The 16,254-nt window shown below is 73.0% G+C and carries 17 protein-coding genes; 9 read left to right on the top strand and 8 right to left on the bottom strand.

Going from position 1 to position 16,254, the window contains the following annotated elements:
* Positions 1 to 256: 256 nt before the first annotated feature.
* From SMD11_RS29625 to SMD11_RS29615, 3 genes are read left to right on the top strand one after another with little or no spacing between them, the layout of a single operon-like run.
* A complete protein-coding gene (locus SMD11_RS29625; RefSeq protein ID WP_087929362.1) occupies positions 257 to 757 on the top strand; it encodes a hypothetical protein in 501 nt (166 codons plus the stop codon).
* Positions 754 to 2,760 (top strand): GMC family oxidoreductase, encoded by a 2,007-nt coding sequence (locus SMD11_RS29620; RefSeq protein ID WP_087929361.1) that lies wholly within the window; start codon positions 754 to 756, stop codon positions 2,758 to 2,760. The genes SMD11_RS29625 and SMD11_RS29620 overlap by 4 nt, the downstream gene beginning before the upstream one ends.
* Positions 2,757 to 3,920 carry a ferritin-like domain-containing protein gene (locus SMD11_RS29615; protein WP_087929360.1) on the top strand — a complete coding sequence of 388 codons (1,164 nt, stop codon included), beginning with the start codon at positions 2,757 to 2,759 and terminating at the stop codon, positions 3,918 to 3,920. The genes SMD11_RS29620 and SMD11_RS29615 overlap by 4 nt, the downstream gene beginning before the upstream one ends.
* A 62-nt stretch (positions 3,921 to 3,982) precedes the next feature.
* On the opposite strand, the gene SMD11_RS29610 is transcribed toward SMD11_RS29615, so the two are convergent.
* The 5 genes from SMD11_RS29610 to SMD11_RS29590 form a co-directional block, all read right to left on the bottom strand.
* Complete coding sequence (locus SMD11_RS29610) at positions 3,983 to 5,677, bottom strand: FAD-dependent oxidoreductase (protein ID WP_087929359.1); 1,695 nt, start codon at positions 5,675 to 5,677, stop codon at positions 3,983 to 3,985.
* A gap of 99 nt (positions 5,678 to 5,776) precedes the next feature.
* A complete protein-coding gene (locus tag SMD11_RS29605) occupies positions 5,777 to 6,442 on the bottom strand; it encodes an SMI1/KNR4 family protein (protein ID WP_234366216.1) in 666 nt (221 codons plus the stop codon).
* Between the two features lie 126 nt (positions 6,443 to 6,568).
* Complete coding sequence (locus tag SMD11_RS29600) at positions 6,569 to 6,991, bottom strand: hypothetical protein (protein WP_087929357.1); 423 nt, start codon at positions 6,989 to 6,991, stop codon at positions 6,569 to 6,571.
* 244 nt (positions 6,992 to 7,235) lie between these two features.
* Positions 7,236 to 7,730 carry a hypothetical protein gene (locus tag SMD11_RS29595; RefSeq protein WP_159395378.1) on the bottom strand — a complete coding sequence of 165 codons (495 nt, stop codon included), beginning with the start codon at positions 7,728 to 7,730 and terminating at the stop codon, positions 7,236 to 7,238.
* A gap of 219 nt (positions 7,731 to 7,949) precedes the next feature.
* Entirely contained in the window at positions 7,950 to 8,531 is a 582-nt protein-coding gene (locus tag SMD11_RS29590; RefSeq protein ID WP_087929355.1) for a nuclear transport factor 2 family protein, read from the bottom strand.
* 160 nt (positions 8,532 to 8,691) lie between these two features.
* On the opposite strand from SMD11_RS29590, the gene SMD11_RS29585 reads away from it, so the two are divergent.
* Positions 8,692 to 9,603, top strand: coding sequence for an aminoglycoside phosphotransferase family protein (locus tag SMD11_RS29585; protein ID WP_087929354.1), 912 nt, complete (start codon positions 8,692 to 8,694; stop codon positions 9,601 to 9,603).
* A gap of 22 nt (positions 9,604 to 9,625) precedes the next feature.
* Here SMD11_RS29585 and SMD11_RS29580 read toward each other — a convergent pair whose 3' ends face one another.
* Positions 9,626 to 10,303 (bottom strand): hypothetical protein, encoded by a 678-nt coding sequence (locus SMD11_RS29580; RefSeq protein WP_087929353.1) that lies wholly within the window; start codon positions 10,301 to 10,303, stop codon positions 9,626 to 9,628.
* 56 nt (positions 10,304 to 10,359) lie between these two features.
* Here SMD11_RS29580 and SMD11_RS29575 point away from each other — a divergent pair, with 56 nt between their 5' ends.
* The gene (locus tag SMD11_RS29575) at positions 10,360 to 10,914 is read left to right on the top strand and encodes a GNAT family N-acetyltransferase (RefSeq protein ID WP_087929352.1); all 555 of its coding nucleotides are present in this window, start codon (positions 10,360 to 10,362) and stop codon (positions 10,912 to 10,914) included.
* Between the two features lie 13 nt (positions 10,915 to 10,927).
* Here SMD11_RS29575 and SMD11_RS29570 read toward each other — a convergent pair whose 3' ends face one another.
* Complete coding sequence (locus SMD11_RS29570; RefSeq protein WP_087929351.1) at positions 10,928 to 11,494, bottom strand: GNAT family N-acetyltransferase; 567 nt, start codon at positions 11,492 to 11,494, stop codon at positions 10,928 to 10,930.
* Between the two features lie 395 nt (positions 11,495 to 11,889).
* Between SMD11_RS29570 and SMD11_RS29565 the strand changes: the two genes are divergently transcribed.
* Positions 11,890 to 12,315, top strand: coding sequence for a carboxymuconolactone decarboxylase family protein (locus tag SMD11_RS29565; RefSeq protein WP_087929350.1), 426 nt, complete (start codon positions 11,890 to 11,892; stop codon positions 12,313 to 12,315).
* 80 nt (positions 12,316 to 12,395) lie between these two features.
* Here the strand turns inward: SMD11_RS29565 and SMD11_RS29560 are convergent, their stop codons facing one another.
* Positions 12,396 to 13,328 (bottom strand): NAD(P)-dependent oxidoreductase, encoded by a 933-nt coding sequence (locus SMD11_RS29560; RefSeq protein WP_087929349.1) that lies wholly within the window; start codon positions 13,326 to 13,328, stop codon positions 12,396 to 12,398.
* Positions 13,329 to 13,400: 72 nt separating this feature from the next.
* Here SMD11_RS29560 and SMD11_RS29555 point away from each other — a divergent pair, with 72 nt between their 5' ends.
* From SMD11_RS29555 to SMD11_RS29540, 3 genes are all read left to right on the top strand, one after another.
* Positions 13,401 to 13,790, top strand: coding sequence for a MerR family transcriptional regulator (locus SMD11_RS29555; protein WP_087930803.1), 390 nt, complete (start codon positions 13,401 to 13,403; stop codon positions 13,788 to 13,790).
* A gap of 107 nt (positions 13,791 to 13,897) precedes the next feature.
* Entirely contained in the window at positions 13,898 to 14,563 is a 666-nt protein-coding gene (locus SMD11_RS29550) for an HAD-IA family hydrolase (protein ID WP_324614782.1), read from the top strand.
* Positions 14,564 to 14,842: 279 nt separating this feature from the next.
* The gene (locus SMD11_RS29540) at positions 14,843 to 16,003 is read left to right on the top strand and encodes a hypothetical protein (protein WP_087929346.1); all 1,161 of its coding nucleotides are present in this window, start codon (positions 14,843 to 14,845) and stop codon (positions 16,001 to 16,003) included.
* The last annotated feature ends 251 nt before the right edge of the window (positions 16,004 to 16,254 follow it).

Below are 16,254 nucleotides of genomic sequence, written 5' to 3'. Positions count from 1 at the left end.
GGCGGGGAGCCGCCCCGGCGACCCGCCCCGGAAACCGGAGGAATTACCTCCCCCATGGATAATCGATTCTGCGAACACTCTTACGAGTGAAGCGAGTTCATTCCCCCTTCTCCGGCCCCGGAAGTCTCCGATAGAAAAGGCGCCTGGTCCCACAGACGGGTGGTCACGGATGGCGCCGCACGGAACAGCACCTCTCTCCTCGCACCCCACTCCCCCTTCGCCCTCTTCTTCCTCTTCTCTCCCCTCTCCCTCGGCGGTGGACGGATTCGTCGACGTCTCCGTCGGGCTGACCGGCTTCGACTCCTTCGACCTGCACGCCACGGGAGTGGCGGCGCTGTACCTGGAGACGGCGCTCGACCAGGTCGGCACCGAGGCGTTCGAGCGCTTCCTCGACGAGCTCGACGCGGCGGGCGGCGATCCCGGCCGGCTCGAAGGCGAGACCTCGCGCGACATCGCCCGCGCGATCACCCACCTCTGGTATCTGGGCGTCTGGCCGCAGCTCGCCAGGTCCGTCCACACGGCCCTCGGCCGGGAGAAGGCCAACGTCCCGTTCACCGTCTCGCCCGAGGCCTACACCGAGGGCCTGGTGTGGCGGACCTTCCACGGCCACCCGGCCGGTGCCAAGGCTCCGGGCTTCGGCACCTGGTCCGATCCACCGCCCGGCGCCCCGCCGGTCCCCCGCGTCACCGCAGCGGGGCGGCCCGTGGGGAAGCCGGAGGAAGACCGCGAGGAGGAGTTCCAGGGGGACATCTCATGAGCGCCTCCCCACGCGCCGACGGACAGCCCGCCGGCGGCGGGCGTGGCACCCCGCCCCACCACCGGCGGCGGTACGACGTGATCGTGGTCGGCGCCGGACTCTCCGGCACGCTGGTCGCCAAGCGGCTGGGCGACCAGGGCTGGCGCGTGCTCGTCCTGGAAGCCGGCACCGGCACCCTCGACACCTGGCCCGGCCATCTCGACGCCATGAACACCTACTACGCGGCCGCCGCCAAGGTGCCCAATTCCCCCTACCGCCCCAATGCCGCGGCGCCTTCCCCCGATGTCCTCGACCTCGCGGGCCTCCCGGACGGCGGATTCCGCGCGAGCGGCTACTTCGTGCAGAACGGAGCCCTTCCCTACGGCTCCGACTATCTCCGCGCCAACGGCGGCACGGTCATGCACTGGCTCGGCCTGACACCCCGTATGCATCCCGAGGACTTCGCCGTCCGCCGGACATTCGGATACGGCCGCGACTGGCCCCTCGGCTACGCCGACCTGGAGAGTCACTACCGCGCGGCCGAGCGGCAACTGGGCGTCGCGGGGGACGCCCAGGAACAGTCCGAGGCCATCGGCCTGCCCTTCCCGGAGGGCTACGTCTATCCGATGCACAGGATCCCGCGCAGCTATCTCGACGACGTCGTCGCCGCGAAGATCGACGGCGTCCCCGTCCAGGAGTCGGCGGACTCCCCCGGCACCACCCTGCGGGTCGTCACCACCCCGCACGCCCGCAACAGCGTCCCCGACGCGCGGTACGACGGCGGGCGCGGCTACCGCCCGGCCGGAGCGGCGGGCCTGCCCAACTACGGTGAGCGCTGCGTCGGCAACGCCTCCTGCGTCCCCATCTGTCCCGTGCAGGCCAAATACAACCCCCTCAAGACCCAGGCCACCTGGGACAGCCGGGTCACGCTCGTCACCCGGGCCGTCGTCAGCCGGGTCCTGGCCGACGGGAACGGCCGCGCCATCGGCGTCGAGTACCAGGCCTACGACGACCCCGCCGCCCCCGTGCACACCACGCACACCGCCGAGGCCGACATCGTCGTCCTCGCCGCCCACGCGATCGAGAACGCCAAGCTGCTCCTGGTGTCAGGGCTCGCCGGGCACAGCGGCCAGGTGGGGCGCAATCTCATGGACCACCCGGTGCTGCTGACCTGGGGGCTGATGAAGCACCCGGTGGGCCCCTTCCGCGGACCCGCCTCGACGTCGGGGGTGGAGAGCTTCCGCACCGGGCCCGCCCGGAAGCGGCGCGCCCCGTTCCGTATCGAGATCGCCAACTGGGGCTGGGGCTGGCCCGCGGCCTCCCCAGGGAGCGATGTCGCCCGGCTGCTCGGCATCACGGGAGACTCCGGACAGCCGCGCGGGCGAGGCGTGTTCGGCGAGGAGCTGCGCCGCAGGCTGGGGGGCGGCATCGGCCGCCAGTTCAGCTTGCAGTTCGAGCTGGAGCAGGAGGCGGAGGGCCGGAACCGGGTCACGATCGACCCCCGTCACCGCGACCGGCTCGGCAACCCCCGGCCGGTCATCACCTACGACCTCTCCGACCGGGTGAAGCGCGGCATGGCCGCGGCCAAGGCCGTCTCCGACCGCGTCTTCGGCCTGCTGGAGGCCGAGGACCGCACGGTGTACGGACCCGGGCCCTTCTCCCCCGGCCACTTCCGCTTCGAAGGACAGGACTTCGCCTTCAACGGCGCCGGCCACGGGGCGGGAACACACCTCATGGGCGACTCCCGGGACTCCTCCGTGGTCGACCACTGGCAGCGCTGCTGGGACCACCCCAACCTCTACGCCGTCGGATGCGGCAGCATGCCCTCGGTCGGCACCTCCAACCCCTCGCTGACCATGGCCGCGCTCGCCCTGCGCAGCAGTGAGCGGATCCACCGCGATCTGACCGAGCTGCACCGGCCGGTGACCGTCCGGACCGGCGGCGGGGACCGCACCGCCGCGTCCCGCGTCCCGGGCCCCGCGCCGTCCCCGCACAGCCACCCGCAGCAGGAGGTACGACCGTGACGACCGCCCGGGTACCGGCCACCGCGCCGTCGCCGTCCGGCCTCTCCACGGAGCTGGCGGTCGTCGTGGAGCCGCCGTTCCACGTGCCGCGCAACCCCGAGGAGCTGCGCCTGTTCCTCCAGGCCGCGCTGACCCTGGAGCACCTCACCATCCCGCCCTACCTCACGGCGATGTACACCTTGCGCCCCGGCACCAACCGCCCCGCCTTCTACGCCATCCGGGCCGTGGTGCTGGAAGAGATGCTCCATATGACGCTCGTCGCCAATCTGCTGAACGCGGTCGGCGGCACCCCCTTGGTCGCCCACTCCCGGTTCGTCACCGGCTACCCCGCCCGGCTGCCCTACAGCCGGGACAAGATCCCCATCGCCCTGCGGCACTTCGGCACCGAGGCACTCCGCACCTTCCTCCACATCGAGCGCCCGGAGTACGTCGCCGAGCCGCCCGGTCACCCCTCCGTGGCGGACGACGAGGGCTGGACGTCCATCGGGCAGTTCTACGCCACCATCCGGGCGGGGCTGGTCCGGCTGACGGAGAAGCTGGGTGAGAAGGCGCTCTTCACCGGCGACCCGAGGAGGCAGATCGGCCCGGAGCACTTCTACAACTCGGGCGGCGAGGTGTTCAGGGTCTCGGACCTGTCCTCGGCGCTCACCGCCTTCAGGGTCGTCACCGAGCAGGGCGAAGGGGTCAGCCGGACCATCTACAACACGGACGACCTGCTCTTCGGGGAGGCCCGGGAGCCCGCCCACTACTTCCGGTTCGACGAGCTCCTCCAGGAGCGGCGCTACGGCCCGCACGACACCCCGGCCTCCGGCCCGACCGGCCCCGCGCTCGACATCGACCGGGCCGCCGTCCACCCCATCGACCCCGAGGCCAAGGCCGCGCACTATCCGCCGGGCGGCGCCGTGCGGCGGGCCGCCGACCGTTTCAACGAGGTGTACGCCCGCCTGCTGTGCGTCCTGGAGGACGCCTTCACCAAGGACCCGGCCGTCCTGCGGGCCGCCGTCCCCACGATGCTGGAGCTGCGCGACCTCGCCGAGCGGCTCTACCGCAATCCGCACCCCGACCCGGTGAAGCGGGCCCAGGGGCTGCACGCGAGTGCGACGTACGAGATCACGGACGAGTTGTTCGCCCGTGTCCGCGGGGGGCTGGGGGCGGGGTAAGGCGGTCTCTTCCCCAGCCCCGCCCCTTCCCGATACCGGGGCTCCGCCCCGGACCCCGGTCCTCAGACGCCGGACGGGCTGAAAAGGGGCCGGGGCAGCCCTATCGACTGGGAGTGCCGGAAGACGTTCCGGGGGTCGTACGCGGCCTTGACCTTCTGGAGGCGCGGATAGTTGTCCTTGTAGTAGAGCGTGTACCAGGGCACCCCCGACGTGTTGTACCGCGGGTCGGTGATGTCGCTGTCCGGATAGTTGATGTAGCAGCCGTCCGTGGCCGGACCCGGTACGGGGTAGCCGCCCGTCGCGGAGAAGACGTCGGTGTACGCCTCGCGGGTCCAGGCCAGGTTCGGGGCGTCGTCGCCCTCATCGGACCAGAAGCTCTGGAAGAGGGCCTTGAAGACGGAGTCGCGCTGGGCGGCGGCGGTGTCGGCCGGCCGGACGGTGTTGATCCGGCCGCCGTAGGACAGCAGCACCACCATGGAGTCGGGGTTCCGCCGGTCGGTGCGGGTCAGGTGCCGGTACAGCGCCACGGTCTGCGCCTCGTCGAAACCCTTGCGCATATAGGCCGACTTATGGGCGGCGCGGAGCGTCGGATTGGTGAGGGTGGGGTTGTTGGTGCCGAGGAGTTTCACGGAGGTGAGCCATGGGAGCCTTCTCGGGGTGAAGAAGGCGGGCAGCGGGCCCTGTTCGCCCACCGGCCGGGTCAGCGGCAGGGGCTCCACGCCGAGGCCGGAGGTGATCGCCCCGACGTGGTCGTCGAGGAGCTGCCGGGCGCCGGGCACGGAGGCGTCCATCTGGGTGAGCATGCCCACGCTGTCGTGGGAACGGTGGTTGAGCATCAGGAAGCTGCACAGCGAGGCGTAGGGCGAGCCGGGGTCGCTGTGCCGCTCGTGCCAGCCGCCGAAGTTCTTGACGAGGGTGGTGAAACCGGCCTTGTCGAGCTTGTTCCACGGCAGCGAGAGCGCGCTCACATAGACCTCGCCGGGCGGCCGCATCAGCTGGCGCGCGGGGTCGTCCCCGGTGGCGCCCGGCGTGCGGAACCAGTAGCGGGTGATCACGCCGAAGTTGCCCCCGCCGCCTCCGGTGTGCGCCCACCAGAGGTCGCGGTGGGGGTCGTCCGGTTCCCGGGTGGCGATCACGGGGCGGACGGTGCCGTCCGCGCCCACCACGACGACCTCGACGGCGTAGAGGTGGTCGACGGTGAGGCCGTGGCGGCGGGAGAGCATCCCGTAGCCCCCGCCGCTGATGTGTCCGCCGACCCCGACCGAATAGCAGGAGCCGCCGGGCAGGCCCACGCCCCAGCCCCGGTGGAGGGATTCGTAGACGTGCAGGAGGGAGGCACCGGCCTCGACGGCGAAGGCCTTGCGCGAGGCGTCGTAGGAGACCTGGTCCATGGCGGACATGTCGAGGACGATCCGGACATCGGGGTGGAAGACGAAGTCCGCGTAGCAGTGGCCGCCGCCGCGCACGGACAGCCGCTTGCCGCCGCGCACGGCCTCCTGGACCACCTGGACGACCTGTTCGGTGGTGCGCGCGAGGCGTACGGATTCGGGCCGTGCGGTCCACCGGGTGTTGTTGCCGACGGTCAGGGCGGCGTAGCGCGGGTCGTCGGGAAGGACGGCGACGGCTGGGCCGGTGGGGCCCGCTCCGGCGGCGGGCGCGGCGACGGCGGTGGCCGCCGGGCCCGCTCCCAGGGCGGACGCGCCGGCGGCTCCGGCCGCCGCTGCCGTGCCGGTCAGGATGGTTCGTCTGTTCAGCATGCCCCTGGGCCTCTCTCCGACGCGCCGCTCCGGTCACTCGCCGCCGCCCGAGGATGCCTCCGGGGCGGGAGGGACGGCCATGCGCCGGGGCCCAGTCCGTCAGGTGCCGGGCCGTGGGGGCGCGGGGTCCGGTGCCGTGGTCCACGGGTCGATGCCCGCGTCCCAGATCCGCTGTTCCTCGCGGCAGTGGAGGAACTTGGGGGCGGTCTCGCCCCAGAGCCGGGTGCCGCTCAGCGGGCACTTGTCGAAGGCGGCGAGGAAGAGGCGGCGGAGGAATTCCGTCATGCCGCAGTCGTGCACCGTCACCCGCGCCGGGGTGTGCCGGCCGAGGACGGCGACGGGCCAGCGGTCCGGGTCGGGGTCCGAGGTGAGCCAGCACAGGAGGTCGGGGCCGGAGGTGACCCCCCAGGCGATGACCCGGTCCGGGGCCGGGGCGGGGCCGGGCGGGCGGGGCAGCGCCGTGAGGAGCTCTCTGGCGGTGCCGGTCTCGGCGCGCATGCCGCTGTCGGGGTCGGTCCAGTACGGGGACGGCAGGGGCTGGAGCACGTAGAGGAAGTCGCTGATGGTGCCTTCGCCGTACTCGGCCATGAAGGTGACGTAGTCGTGGGGGAACGCGGTGCCCCAGGTGCGCTCCGCGGCCGCCCAGTCGACGCTCTCCCCCGCGTTCGCGTGCGGTGGCATCAGGCGGCGGACGCCGGCGAACCCGGACGGCTCCGCCCCGCCCGCACGTCCCTCACGCCCCTCGCGCGCGGTCCCAGCACTCATGTCGTCCCCTCCCGCCGGTGCCGGCGGGAGGCCGGACGCCGTTCCCCTTCACCATGTCACACATGTCCGCCCGAAACCCCCCAAAGGGCGGTCAAGGGCGGCGGGTCCGGGCAAGGGCCGCGGGGGTCAGGGGCAGCTCGCGGACCGCCCCTCCGGGGCCCCTTCCTGGGCGGGCAGCGACGGGTCGTCACCCTCCGCGCCGCGCGGGCCGTCCGCGGGGTGGAGCACATGGCCGATCGAGTGCGGCTCGGCGTAGACACCGATCAGCCGGCAGACGGTGGCGGGGTCGGCGGTGACGGTCACGGGCGCCTGGTACAGCTCGTGGTCGCCGTTCTCCTCCCCGTCGTCCGGCTCGGAGAGGGTGGACCACATGTCCTCGGCGGCGCTGATGAGCTGGTCGAGTTCGTCGCGGACGGCGTTCCAGGCACCGTCGCGGACGGCCCGGTCGATGCGGGAGACGGTGCCGAGGACGCTGGCGTAGTCCTCGGCCAGCTGGTCTTCCTGGGGGGACGGTCGAAGAGTCAGGGCGACTGGCTCGGTGGTGTACACGGCGCCTCCACGCAAGGAGAAACGGTATGGGCTGGGGCCGATGCGGACGAACCCCCACCCGGGCATCGTCGCGCGCCGGGGCGCGGCGGCCGCTGTTCGCCGTCACCGGTCGGCCATATATCACTCGCACGGGCGAGCACCCGCTCTGATGACGGATGCGTGAGGGGTGACCGGAGGTGCCCCCGCGCGCCTCCCGGCCGTCGCCGGGAGGCTTGCCCGAGGGGCACCGGGCCCCGGCCGTGGGTCACATCCAGATGGTCGCCGTGGCCACGGTGAAGGCCCGCTTCGGGCGGTCGGGGTTGCCGTAGCGGACCTCCACGCGCGGGTGGGAGCGCATGAATCCGCTGTCGGCGATGACGACCCGGTGGGGGTCGCGGACGGTGCGCACCGCGATGTCCGTGTCGAGGAAGCTGCCGAACTCGCCGGTGGCGGGCGCGTAGACGAAGAACTGGCCGCCCCTGTAGTGCCGCGCGGCGGTCTCCTCGTCGAGGACGAGCGCCCAGAAGGCCACGGGGTGGCCCGCCGGGTACATCATCCGCCGCTCGGCCTTCAGGCCCTGGAGTTCGATCCCCAGGAAGGGGTTCTCCTCCCCGGGCTTCACCGCGGCCGAGGGGGCGGGCTCCGGCGCGGCGGTGCCCTGACCGGGGGTGGCGGCCTGCGCGCCCGTGATCAGCGCGGCGCCGAGGGTCGCGGTCGCGGCGGCCACGGTGAGGGTGCGGAAGAGAGTGCGAGCTGACACCTAGACTCCAATGTCGGGCGGTAGGAAGGTGGGGCGCTTGCGTGGGACGGCAGGCCGTGCGGGCATGCCGCGGCGGCCACGGGGATCCGCATGCGTGTTCCCGTCGCTACGTCCGGTGATCATCCAGCCCACCGCACTCCCCTGGCAACGGCGTCCCATGGGATCCGGCCAGTGCGGCGGGGCCGGGGTGGCCCCGCCGCCGCGTGGCGCGCGAACTCCCTACGCCTCGCCGCCACCGCCCTTGAGCCCCCGCATGGTCTCGGCCGCCTTCGGCGTGAGCACCAGCGGCCCCTCGCCCGTCGACCACGCCATCCGCACCTCCAGCCGCCGGAACCGCCACCCGTCGTCCGTGCGGACCACCTCACCGGTGAACGTGCCGCCGACGTCGAAGTGGCCACCGGCGGCCTCACCCCGGGCGCGCTGGGTCTCGTCGAGGTGGACGTGTGTCATGAGGGCGTTCCAGCGCACCGCCGCGCGGTCCCCGTCGAGGTCGATCATGTAGTTGGCGCCGATGTGCTGTGTGCGCCGGAACTTCACCATGGTCTCCTGCTGAGACTCGCCCAGCCCCGCGATGCCCACGTGGTCACCGACGGGTGTCGTGATCCGCACGTCCTCGGTGAACAGGCGCCGCGCCCACGCGTCGTCGAACCGGGCGCCGGTGGCGGGCACCGTGTCCAGGCTCATGAGGTAGCCGTCGATGAGTCCCGTGATGTCCGCCCGGTCGGAGAGGAGGCGGACCCGCGTCTCCAGTGCGGCGAAGTCGGCGGCGGAGACGGTGGCGGGGGTGGTGGAGACGGTCATGGCTGCCCTCCAGGAGATTCGGCGGCCCGTCGGCGGGGCCGGCCCTTCCTTCAAGGAAAACACTAGAACCTCTACATAACTTGAGGTAAAGCCGGGGCGTATCGCGTCACCAGGAAACGCGTTTGACGCCCGGAGGCCTTCGGAGGTCGGATGACGGCCCATGAGCACAGGACAGACGCGCCCCAGCCACCCGCCTCTCCGTGAAGAACTCGGTGAGGACCTCGTACGGCGGCTGATCGCCGGCCGGTTCCCGCGGTGGGCGGGGCTCCCGGTCGAGCGGTTCCCGTCCGGCGGCACGGTCAACGCCATGTACCGGCTGGGTGACGACATGGTCGTACGGCTGCCGCTGCGGGAGGGCGGGGCCGGGGACGTGGCACTGGAGCGGGAGTGGCTGTCCCGCCTCGCTCCCCTGCTGCCCACGGCCGTTCCCGAGGCGCTCGGGGCCGGCGAGCCGGCCGAGGGCTGTCCGTGGCCGTGGTCGGTGTACCGGTGGCTGCCGGGGGAGAACCCCGAGGCGGGGGCGTTGGAGGAGCCCGTGGCGCTGGCCGGGGACCTGGCCGGGTTCGTGGCGGCCATGCGGCGCGTCACCCTGCCGGGGGCGCCGCCGGCCCACCGCGGCGGGCCGCTCGGCTCGCTCGACGCGGAGACCCGGGCGGCGATCGAGCAGCTGCGCGGGATCCCGCGGGAGGGCGTCGACTGCGACGCGGCGGAGGCCGTCTGGGAGGACGCGCTGCGGACTCCGGACTGGGACGGGCCGCCGGTGTGGCTGCACGCCGACCTGATACCGGGCAACATCCTGGTGGAGGACGGAAGGCTGACCTCGGTCATCGACTTCGGCTGCATGGGCATGGGCGATCCGGCCTGCGACCTGTTCCCGGCGTGGAATCTGCTGCCCGCCGACGCGCGGGAGGTCTTCCGCGAGGCGCTCGGCGTGGACGACGCGACCTGGAAGCGCGGCCGGGGGCGGACGCTCTCGCAGGCGCTGATCGCGCTGCCGTACTACCGGGAGACGAACCCGGCGATGGCGGGCAACGCCAGGCATGTGATCCGGGAGGTGCTGGGAGAGAGCTGAGCATCCACCCGGACCCCGATGCTCAGGCTCCGGACACGACGCCCTGACGGCGACCGGGGTACGGGCCGGCCACCGCGCGGAGGAAGCGGTCGGCGTCGTCGCTGTCCGCGAGGTTGCCGAGGCTCAGCCAGGAGCCGTCGGTGAAACGCAGGCGGAATTCGGCGAATCCGCGCGGCTGGCCCGCTTCCGCTTCGATACGGACCTCGTCGGACCGGAATTCGGTCACCAGGCGGACGTCGCCCGCGCTGCGCGGGAGAACGCGCCGGCGCGGGGAGGCCGCGAAGCAGACGCGGTCGCGGGTCGCGAGGAAGAGCCGGGCGCGGTTCGGGGAGGTTCCGTACCAGCGCAGCAGCAGTTGGCCCGCCGTCAGGTCCCAGTCGCCGTCGAACACTCCGTTGTGCGGAGCGGGGGCGGTAGGCCGGTCGGGAGTCCGTGCGTCCGGCCGCGTGTCCCGGTCGAGATTGCCGTTCAGTTTCTGCGAGAGCAGGTCCATCAGCAAGTACGGCACGACGACCACGCAGAACAGCACGGCGCCGAGGTAGAACGTCCAGTGCCTGCCGGGCTTCAGCCGGCCCTTGCCCGCGGCGCGGTGAATCTCCTTCGGGGGCCGGGGAATGCCGCGTATTCCGCACCACACCAGGAGGGTGGGTTCTTCCCCCAGGATTTTCCTCGCCCGCCGGAGGACCTTGCGTTTCGCCATGGCAGGGATTCTATTTCGGTGGCGCGGCGGGCCGGTGACCGGAGAGACTCCCTCCCATGCGGGAACACATCGAGGCGTCCGCCGGGCTGTCGTTGCGCCCTTGGGCCGCCGGAGACGTCGCGGCCGTGACGGAGGCGTTCGCCGAGCCCCTCATGCGGTGGCAGCTGCCGTGGCCCGTCGAATCCGCCGCGGACGCGCGGCGCTGGCTGGCGGACCGGGCGGAGCGGTGGGCCACCGGTTCGGACTTCTCCTTCGCGGTCGTCGACCGCCGCGACACCGTGCTGGGCAGCGTCACGGTGGGCTCGGTCGACGTCCGGCACGGCGTCGGCTGGGTCTCCTACTGGACGACGGCCCCGGCCCGGGGCCGCGGGGTGGCGACCCACGGCTGCCGGGCGCTGGCGGACTGGGCGTTCGCGGACCTGGGGCTGTTCCGGCTGGAGCTCGGGCACCGCGTCGGCAACCGCGCCTCCTGCCGGGTCGCCGGAGCCGCCGGCTTCGCCGTCGAAGGGCTACAGCGCCAGAAGCTCCGCTACGACGGTGTCCGCTACGACGTCGAGACCCACGCCCGGCTGGCGTGCGACCCGGCTCCGCCGGGTGGGGCGTCCGGGTGAGCGGTGTGCCGCCTCAGCTCCCCAGGGCGGTGCACATCGCCGACGGCCCGGGGAAGTCCTCGGGAAGGGCGTCCATCAGCAGCATGTCGACGCGCTGGCCGAGCCAGAAGCCGGACTTCCGCAGGCGCCCGGCGGGCCGGAAGCCCGCGCTCGCGAACGCGGCGATCGCCGCCCGGTTGGGTTCGAGCACCTTCAGCCAGGCCGTGCGGAGCGCGCCCAGGTGGAACGCCCAGTCCAGGGTGAGCCGGGTGGCCTCCTCGGCGTAGCGCTTGCCCCGCTGCGCGGGCGCGAGGACGATCGTGAACTCGGCGGTCTGCGCGTCGGGGTCGAGGTGCAGCACGGTCAGGCCGACCGGCAGTTTGTCCTTCACCCGCACGATCTCGAACGGGGCGTGCCGCCGGCTCGCGCGCCGGCGTTCCCATTCGTCGGTGCGGTCCTCCTCCTGGCGGGGGAACTGATCGCCCCGGCCGAGGATGGTCGCCGGGTCGTTCTCCCACTTGTGGAACTCGGTCAGCGTGTCCTCGCGGGGCACCCCCAGGGCGAGCCGGTCGCCGGTCAGGAGGATGTGCGGGCTGCTCATGTGTGGCTTCCTTCCACGTCGCGGTGCGGCACGGGCGCCTGGCCAAGCTTGGTGCCGTGCGCGCGCGGGGCCGTGGCGTCCGCCGGACGATCACTCGCATGTGTGGTGATCGGACCAACCGCACTGCCCACGCGGCATGTTCGAGCCGCTTGGGAGGGATGCGTTCCGGTTGGTGGACGACCCCGGCCGGGCGGCGGGAGCGGCCGGGCGGCACCTCCGCCGAGCGGCTCGCGGGACACCCCCGGAAGACGCCCGGGGCCGGGGGCCGGAGCGGCGGGACACCGCGGCGGTGTCAGTGGAATTGACCCATCATCTCGGCCCGGGAATGCACCATACCCCGGACCTTTTCAGCTCCTAGAGTTTCTGTCATGACAGCGATCGAGATTCCCCAGCGCATGAACTTCACCACCGTTGCTCCCAAGGTCTTCAAGGCCGTTCTCGCCCTCGACGCCGCCGCGCGCGACGGCCTCGACCCGGTCCTTCTCGAACTGGTCCAGATCCGCGCCTCGCAGGTCAACCGTTGCGCGTACTGCATCGATTACCACACGGGTGACGCCCGTAAGGCGGGCGAGACCGAGGAGCGGATCTACCAGCTCAGCGCTTGGGAGGAGTCCAGCCTCTACACCGCGAAGGAGCGGGCGGCGCTCGCGCTGACCGAGGCGGTCACGCTGCTTCCCGCCGGCGTGCCGGACAGCGTCTACGACGAGGCCGCGCGGCACTTCGAGGAGAAGGAGCTGGCCCAGCTCATCGCGCTGATCTTCACGGTGAACGCCTGGAACCGGATGAACGTCACCACCCGCAAGGTCCCCGGCACCGAGTAGAGCCGGGGACGGGACCCCGTTCGGGGCGGTGACCGGAAATCCCCCGGCCGGTCACCGCCCTTCGTACGGACCCGGCGGATTCACCGGGGCGGCGCGGGCTTCTTGAGGAGTTCGACGAGGGCGAAGTAACTGTCGGCGCCGAAGCCCGCCCCGACGGCCCGTTCCGCGAGGGACTTCATCAGACCCGGGAGTTCCGTGTCGACGCCCCGTTCCGCGCTGGTGCGATGAATGTGGTCGAGGGCGGTCAGATTCATTTCCATGGTGGCCTGCTCACCCGGGTACCGGCCTTCGTCGAGTGCCGGGGCCTGGGCACCCAGCATCCCGGTCACGACGTCCGGCAGGAACCAGTCGGCCGCGATCCGGGAGAACTCCGTCGCGGTGACACCGGCGGTTCCCACGAGGGCGGCCGCGTGCAGGAAACCGTTGATCGTCGCGTACATCAGGCCGAGCAGCGCCGTGTTGTGGAGGACGGCGAGGCTCGGGTCGGCACCCAGATAGGTGGTGCCGCCCATGGCGGCGAGGGCCGGCCGGTGGGCGTCGAACACCTCCCGCGAACCGCTGTAGAGGAAGACCGCACCGGGGCGGCCCACCCCCGCCGTCGGCACCATGATCGCCCCGTCGAGGTAGCCGGCCCCGCGCGCGGCCGCCCAGGCGACCGCCTCGTGGGCCTGTTCCGGGGTGCCGGAGGCGAGATTGACCAGCGCCCGGCCGGCCAGGGCGTCCCCCGCCGGTTCGAGGATTCCGTAAAGGGCTTCGTAATCCTTCACACAGACGACCACGACGGAACTCGCCGAAACCGCCTCCGTGATGCCGGCGGCGCGCCGCGCGCCTCGGGCGACAAGGCCGTCGGCCTTTTCGGGTGAGCGATTCCAGACGGTCGTCGGGTGCCCCGTGCGCAGAAACGCCTCGGCGAGTGCGACACCCATGGGACCGAGGCCGACAACGGTAACCGGTGCGTAATCGTGCTCTGTTGAGAGATCGGCCGGGATACCGGCCGAGAGGTGATTCGTCATGCGGCTCAAGCTAGACTCTCACATCGATGTGAGAGTCAAGGTGACGGTCAACTCGACATGGCGGTCGGTGCTTTGCGAATCGGTGAACTGTCCCGGCGGACCGGGGTGAGCGAGCGGCTCCTGCGTTACTACGAGGAGCAGGGCCTGCTGACGCCCCGGCGACGGGCGAGCGGCTACCGCGAGTACGACGCGGATGACGTGGACACCGTCCGGGGCATCCGCACCCTGCTCTCGGCCGGCCTCGGCACCGCCACCATCGCCGAGCTCCTGCCCTGCATGGCCGACGTCGGCGAGCTGCCCGCGCCGGCCTGTCCGGACATGCTTCCCGAGCTGTACCGGGAGCGTGAGCGGATCAGCGACGCCGTCGCCGGCCTCCTGGCCGCGCGTGCGGTGCTGGACCGGGTCATCGCGGCCACGGCACCGGCCGTGGACGGGGCTCCGGAGGCCTGCCGGGTGTCCTGACCGGCCGCGCCCACCCCGCCGGACGGGCCTCCGCCCGGACCGGGAGCGCACGTGAGCCCCGCCACTCCCACCGCCGTTTCCCGCCGTTACGGCGCGACACTGTGGCCATGCCGACGATGACCACCACCCCGGCCCACCACGACGACCGGCCCTTCGACGCCGTTCTCTGCGACCTCGACGGTGTGATCCGCCGTTACGACACCTCCAGGGTCACGGAGCTGGAGCGCGCCGCGGGGCTCCCGGAAGGGGCCACCGCCGAGAGCGCGTCCGCCGCCGGTCACACCCTTCCGCCGCTGCTCGGGGAGAGCGCCAAGGAGCGGTGGGCGGAAGCGATAGCCCGCGACCTCTCGGCCCGCGTGCCACCGGAGCGGGCCCGCGCGCTGGGCGCGGCGTTCGCCGGGGCCGGCTCGTGGATCGACGAGTGTGTCGTGGACCAGCTGCGGCGCGTCCGGGCGTCCGTCCCCGTCGTGATCGTCAGCGACGCGGCACCGTGGCCGGACGACGACCTCGCCGCGCTCGGCCTGCCCGACCTCGCGGACCACGTGGTGAGCTGCGCCCGCCTCGGGGTCGCCAAGCCGGACCGCGGGATCTACGAGACGGCCGCGGCGCGGGCCGGGGTGTCCCCGGACCGCTGCCTGTTCGTGGACGACGTGCGGGAGAACGTGGACGCGGCCGTCGCCCTCGGCATGACGGGCGTCCACTACCGCGAGCCCGCGGACCTCCGCCGGGCGCTGGCGGTCCTCACCCCGCCGAAGCCGGGGCCCGGCCGCTGAGCCGGGCGTGGAGGACGCTGAGCCGGGCGTAGAGGGCCCGGGCGCTGAGCCGGGCGTGGAGGACGCTGAGCCGGGCGTAGAGGGCCCGGGCGCTGAGCCCTGTGTGGAGGACACCCCCGCTGAGCCGGGCGTGGAGGACCCGCCCCGCGAAAGGGTGATGTCCCTGCGCGAACGGCCGCACATCCCGTCGCTCCCCGCCCCGGGGTCGCGGGCGCTCGTTGGCCCGTCGTGACGATGTCCTTCCGCCCATGGCGCCGTCGCCGGTCCGCAGGCCCGCGCGTGCCGCCGGCCGTCGTCGTCTGCCTCGCGGCGGTCTGCGCGTTCCTGCCGCCCTCGCCACCCCGGCCGGAGCCGGCGTCGCCGCCCCGCGTCCTCGGTGTCCACCCCGACAGGAAGCTGGACGAGGCGTTCGCCCGGTACGCCGGACGCCCCGGTTCCGGCCCGGCCGGGGCGGGCCACTGGACGGGCGGCGACAGCACGTACTCCGTGCCGACCCCCGCCGGCGAGCTGTGGATCTTCTCCGACACCTTCCTCGGCACGCTCCGGCCGGACGGCTCCCGCTCCCCCGCCGAGGCGGACGGCGGCACGACGCCGTTCGTCAACAACAGCTTCGTGCTCTGGAACCGGCACGGCCCGCGCACCGTGACGGGGCGCGACCGCGCCGGGCGCCCCGCCTCCGTCGTCGCCGGGCCCGGCCGCGACGAGTGGTACTGGGCACGGGCCGGCGTCCCGGACGGCAAGGGCTTCTCCGTCGTCTACGCGCGCTACGCCCGCACCGGGCCGGGCCCGCTGGACGTGGCCTGGCGCGGCAACGCCCTCGCCCGGTTCGGGCCCGGCCTCCCCGGCCGGCCCCGCTCGCTCACGCCGCTGCCCTCCTCGGCGGGCATCGTCTGGGGCGCCTGGCTGGAGCGGCAGGGCGGGCGCACCTACGTCTACGGCACCGAGCGGCTCGCCTCGGGCGGCAACCGGCTGCACCTGGCCCGTGTCGAGGGCTCCGACCTCCGGCGGCCCTGGCGGTACCGGACCTCCGGCGGCGGCTGGTCGGCCCGCGAGGCGCGGTCCGCGCCGCTCTGCGGGCCGGGCGGGGCGGCGTTGCTCACCTCGGACGAGCTCAGCGTCGTCCGGCACGGGCACTGGTACGCGCTGGTGACGCAACGGGCGGACGTGCCGTTCAGCGCGGAGACGCGGCTCGCGTGGTCCCGCTCGCCGGCGGGGCCGTTCGGGGCGGCGCGGACGGTGTACACGGCGCCGGAGTCGGGTGCCGCCGGGACGTACCGGAACGGGAACGTCATCGCGTACAACCCGCATGAGCACGTGGAGTTGGGGCGGCGGGGGGAGCTGGTCGTGTCGTACAACGTGAACAGTCTGGAGCCGGGGGATGTGGTGCGGTGGGCCGGTATTTACCGGCCCAGGTTCTTTCGGGTGGTGCTCGGGGGGTAGTGGTGGTGCGGGGTGCCCTGCGGGCGGCTTTTTCCCCAGCCCCGCCCCTTCCCGCCGCATCCGATGTGCGACTCCGCCGCGTGCGGGGCTCCGCCCCGGACCCCGGTCCTCGAACTCCCCCGGCTACCGCCGGGAGGTGCCCCCGGACGGGCTGTTTTGTTGCCCGGAACCGGGCGGGAAGGTCGCCGACGGCACAGAGGAGCGGCTTCCGGCGCAGGGAAACCGACCTCGGACAGGGGCGAATCCAGCCC

Source organism: Streptomyces albireticuli (assembly GCF_002192455.1).
Classification (GTDB): domain Bacteria; phylum Actinomycetota; class Actinomycetes; order Streptomycetales; family Streptomycetaceae; genus Streptomyces; species Streptomyces albireticuli_B.
This window is presented reverse-complemented; position numbering and strand designations above follow the sequence as displayed.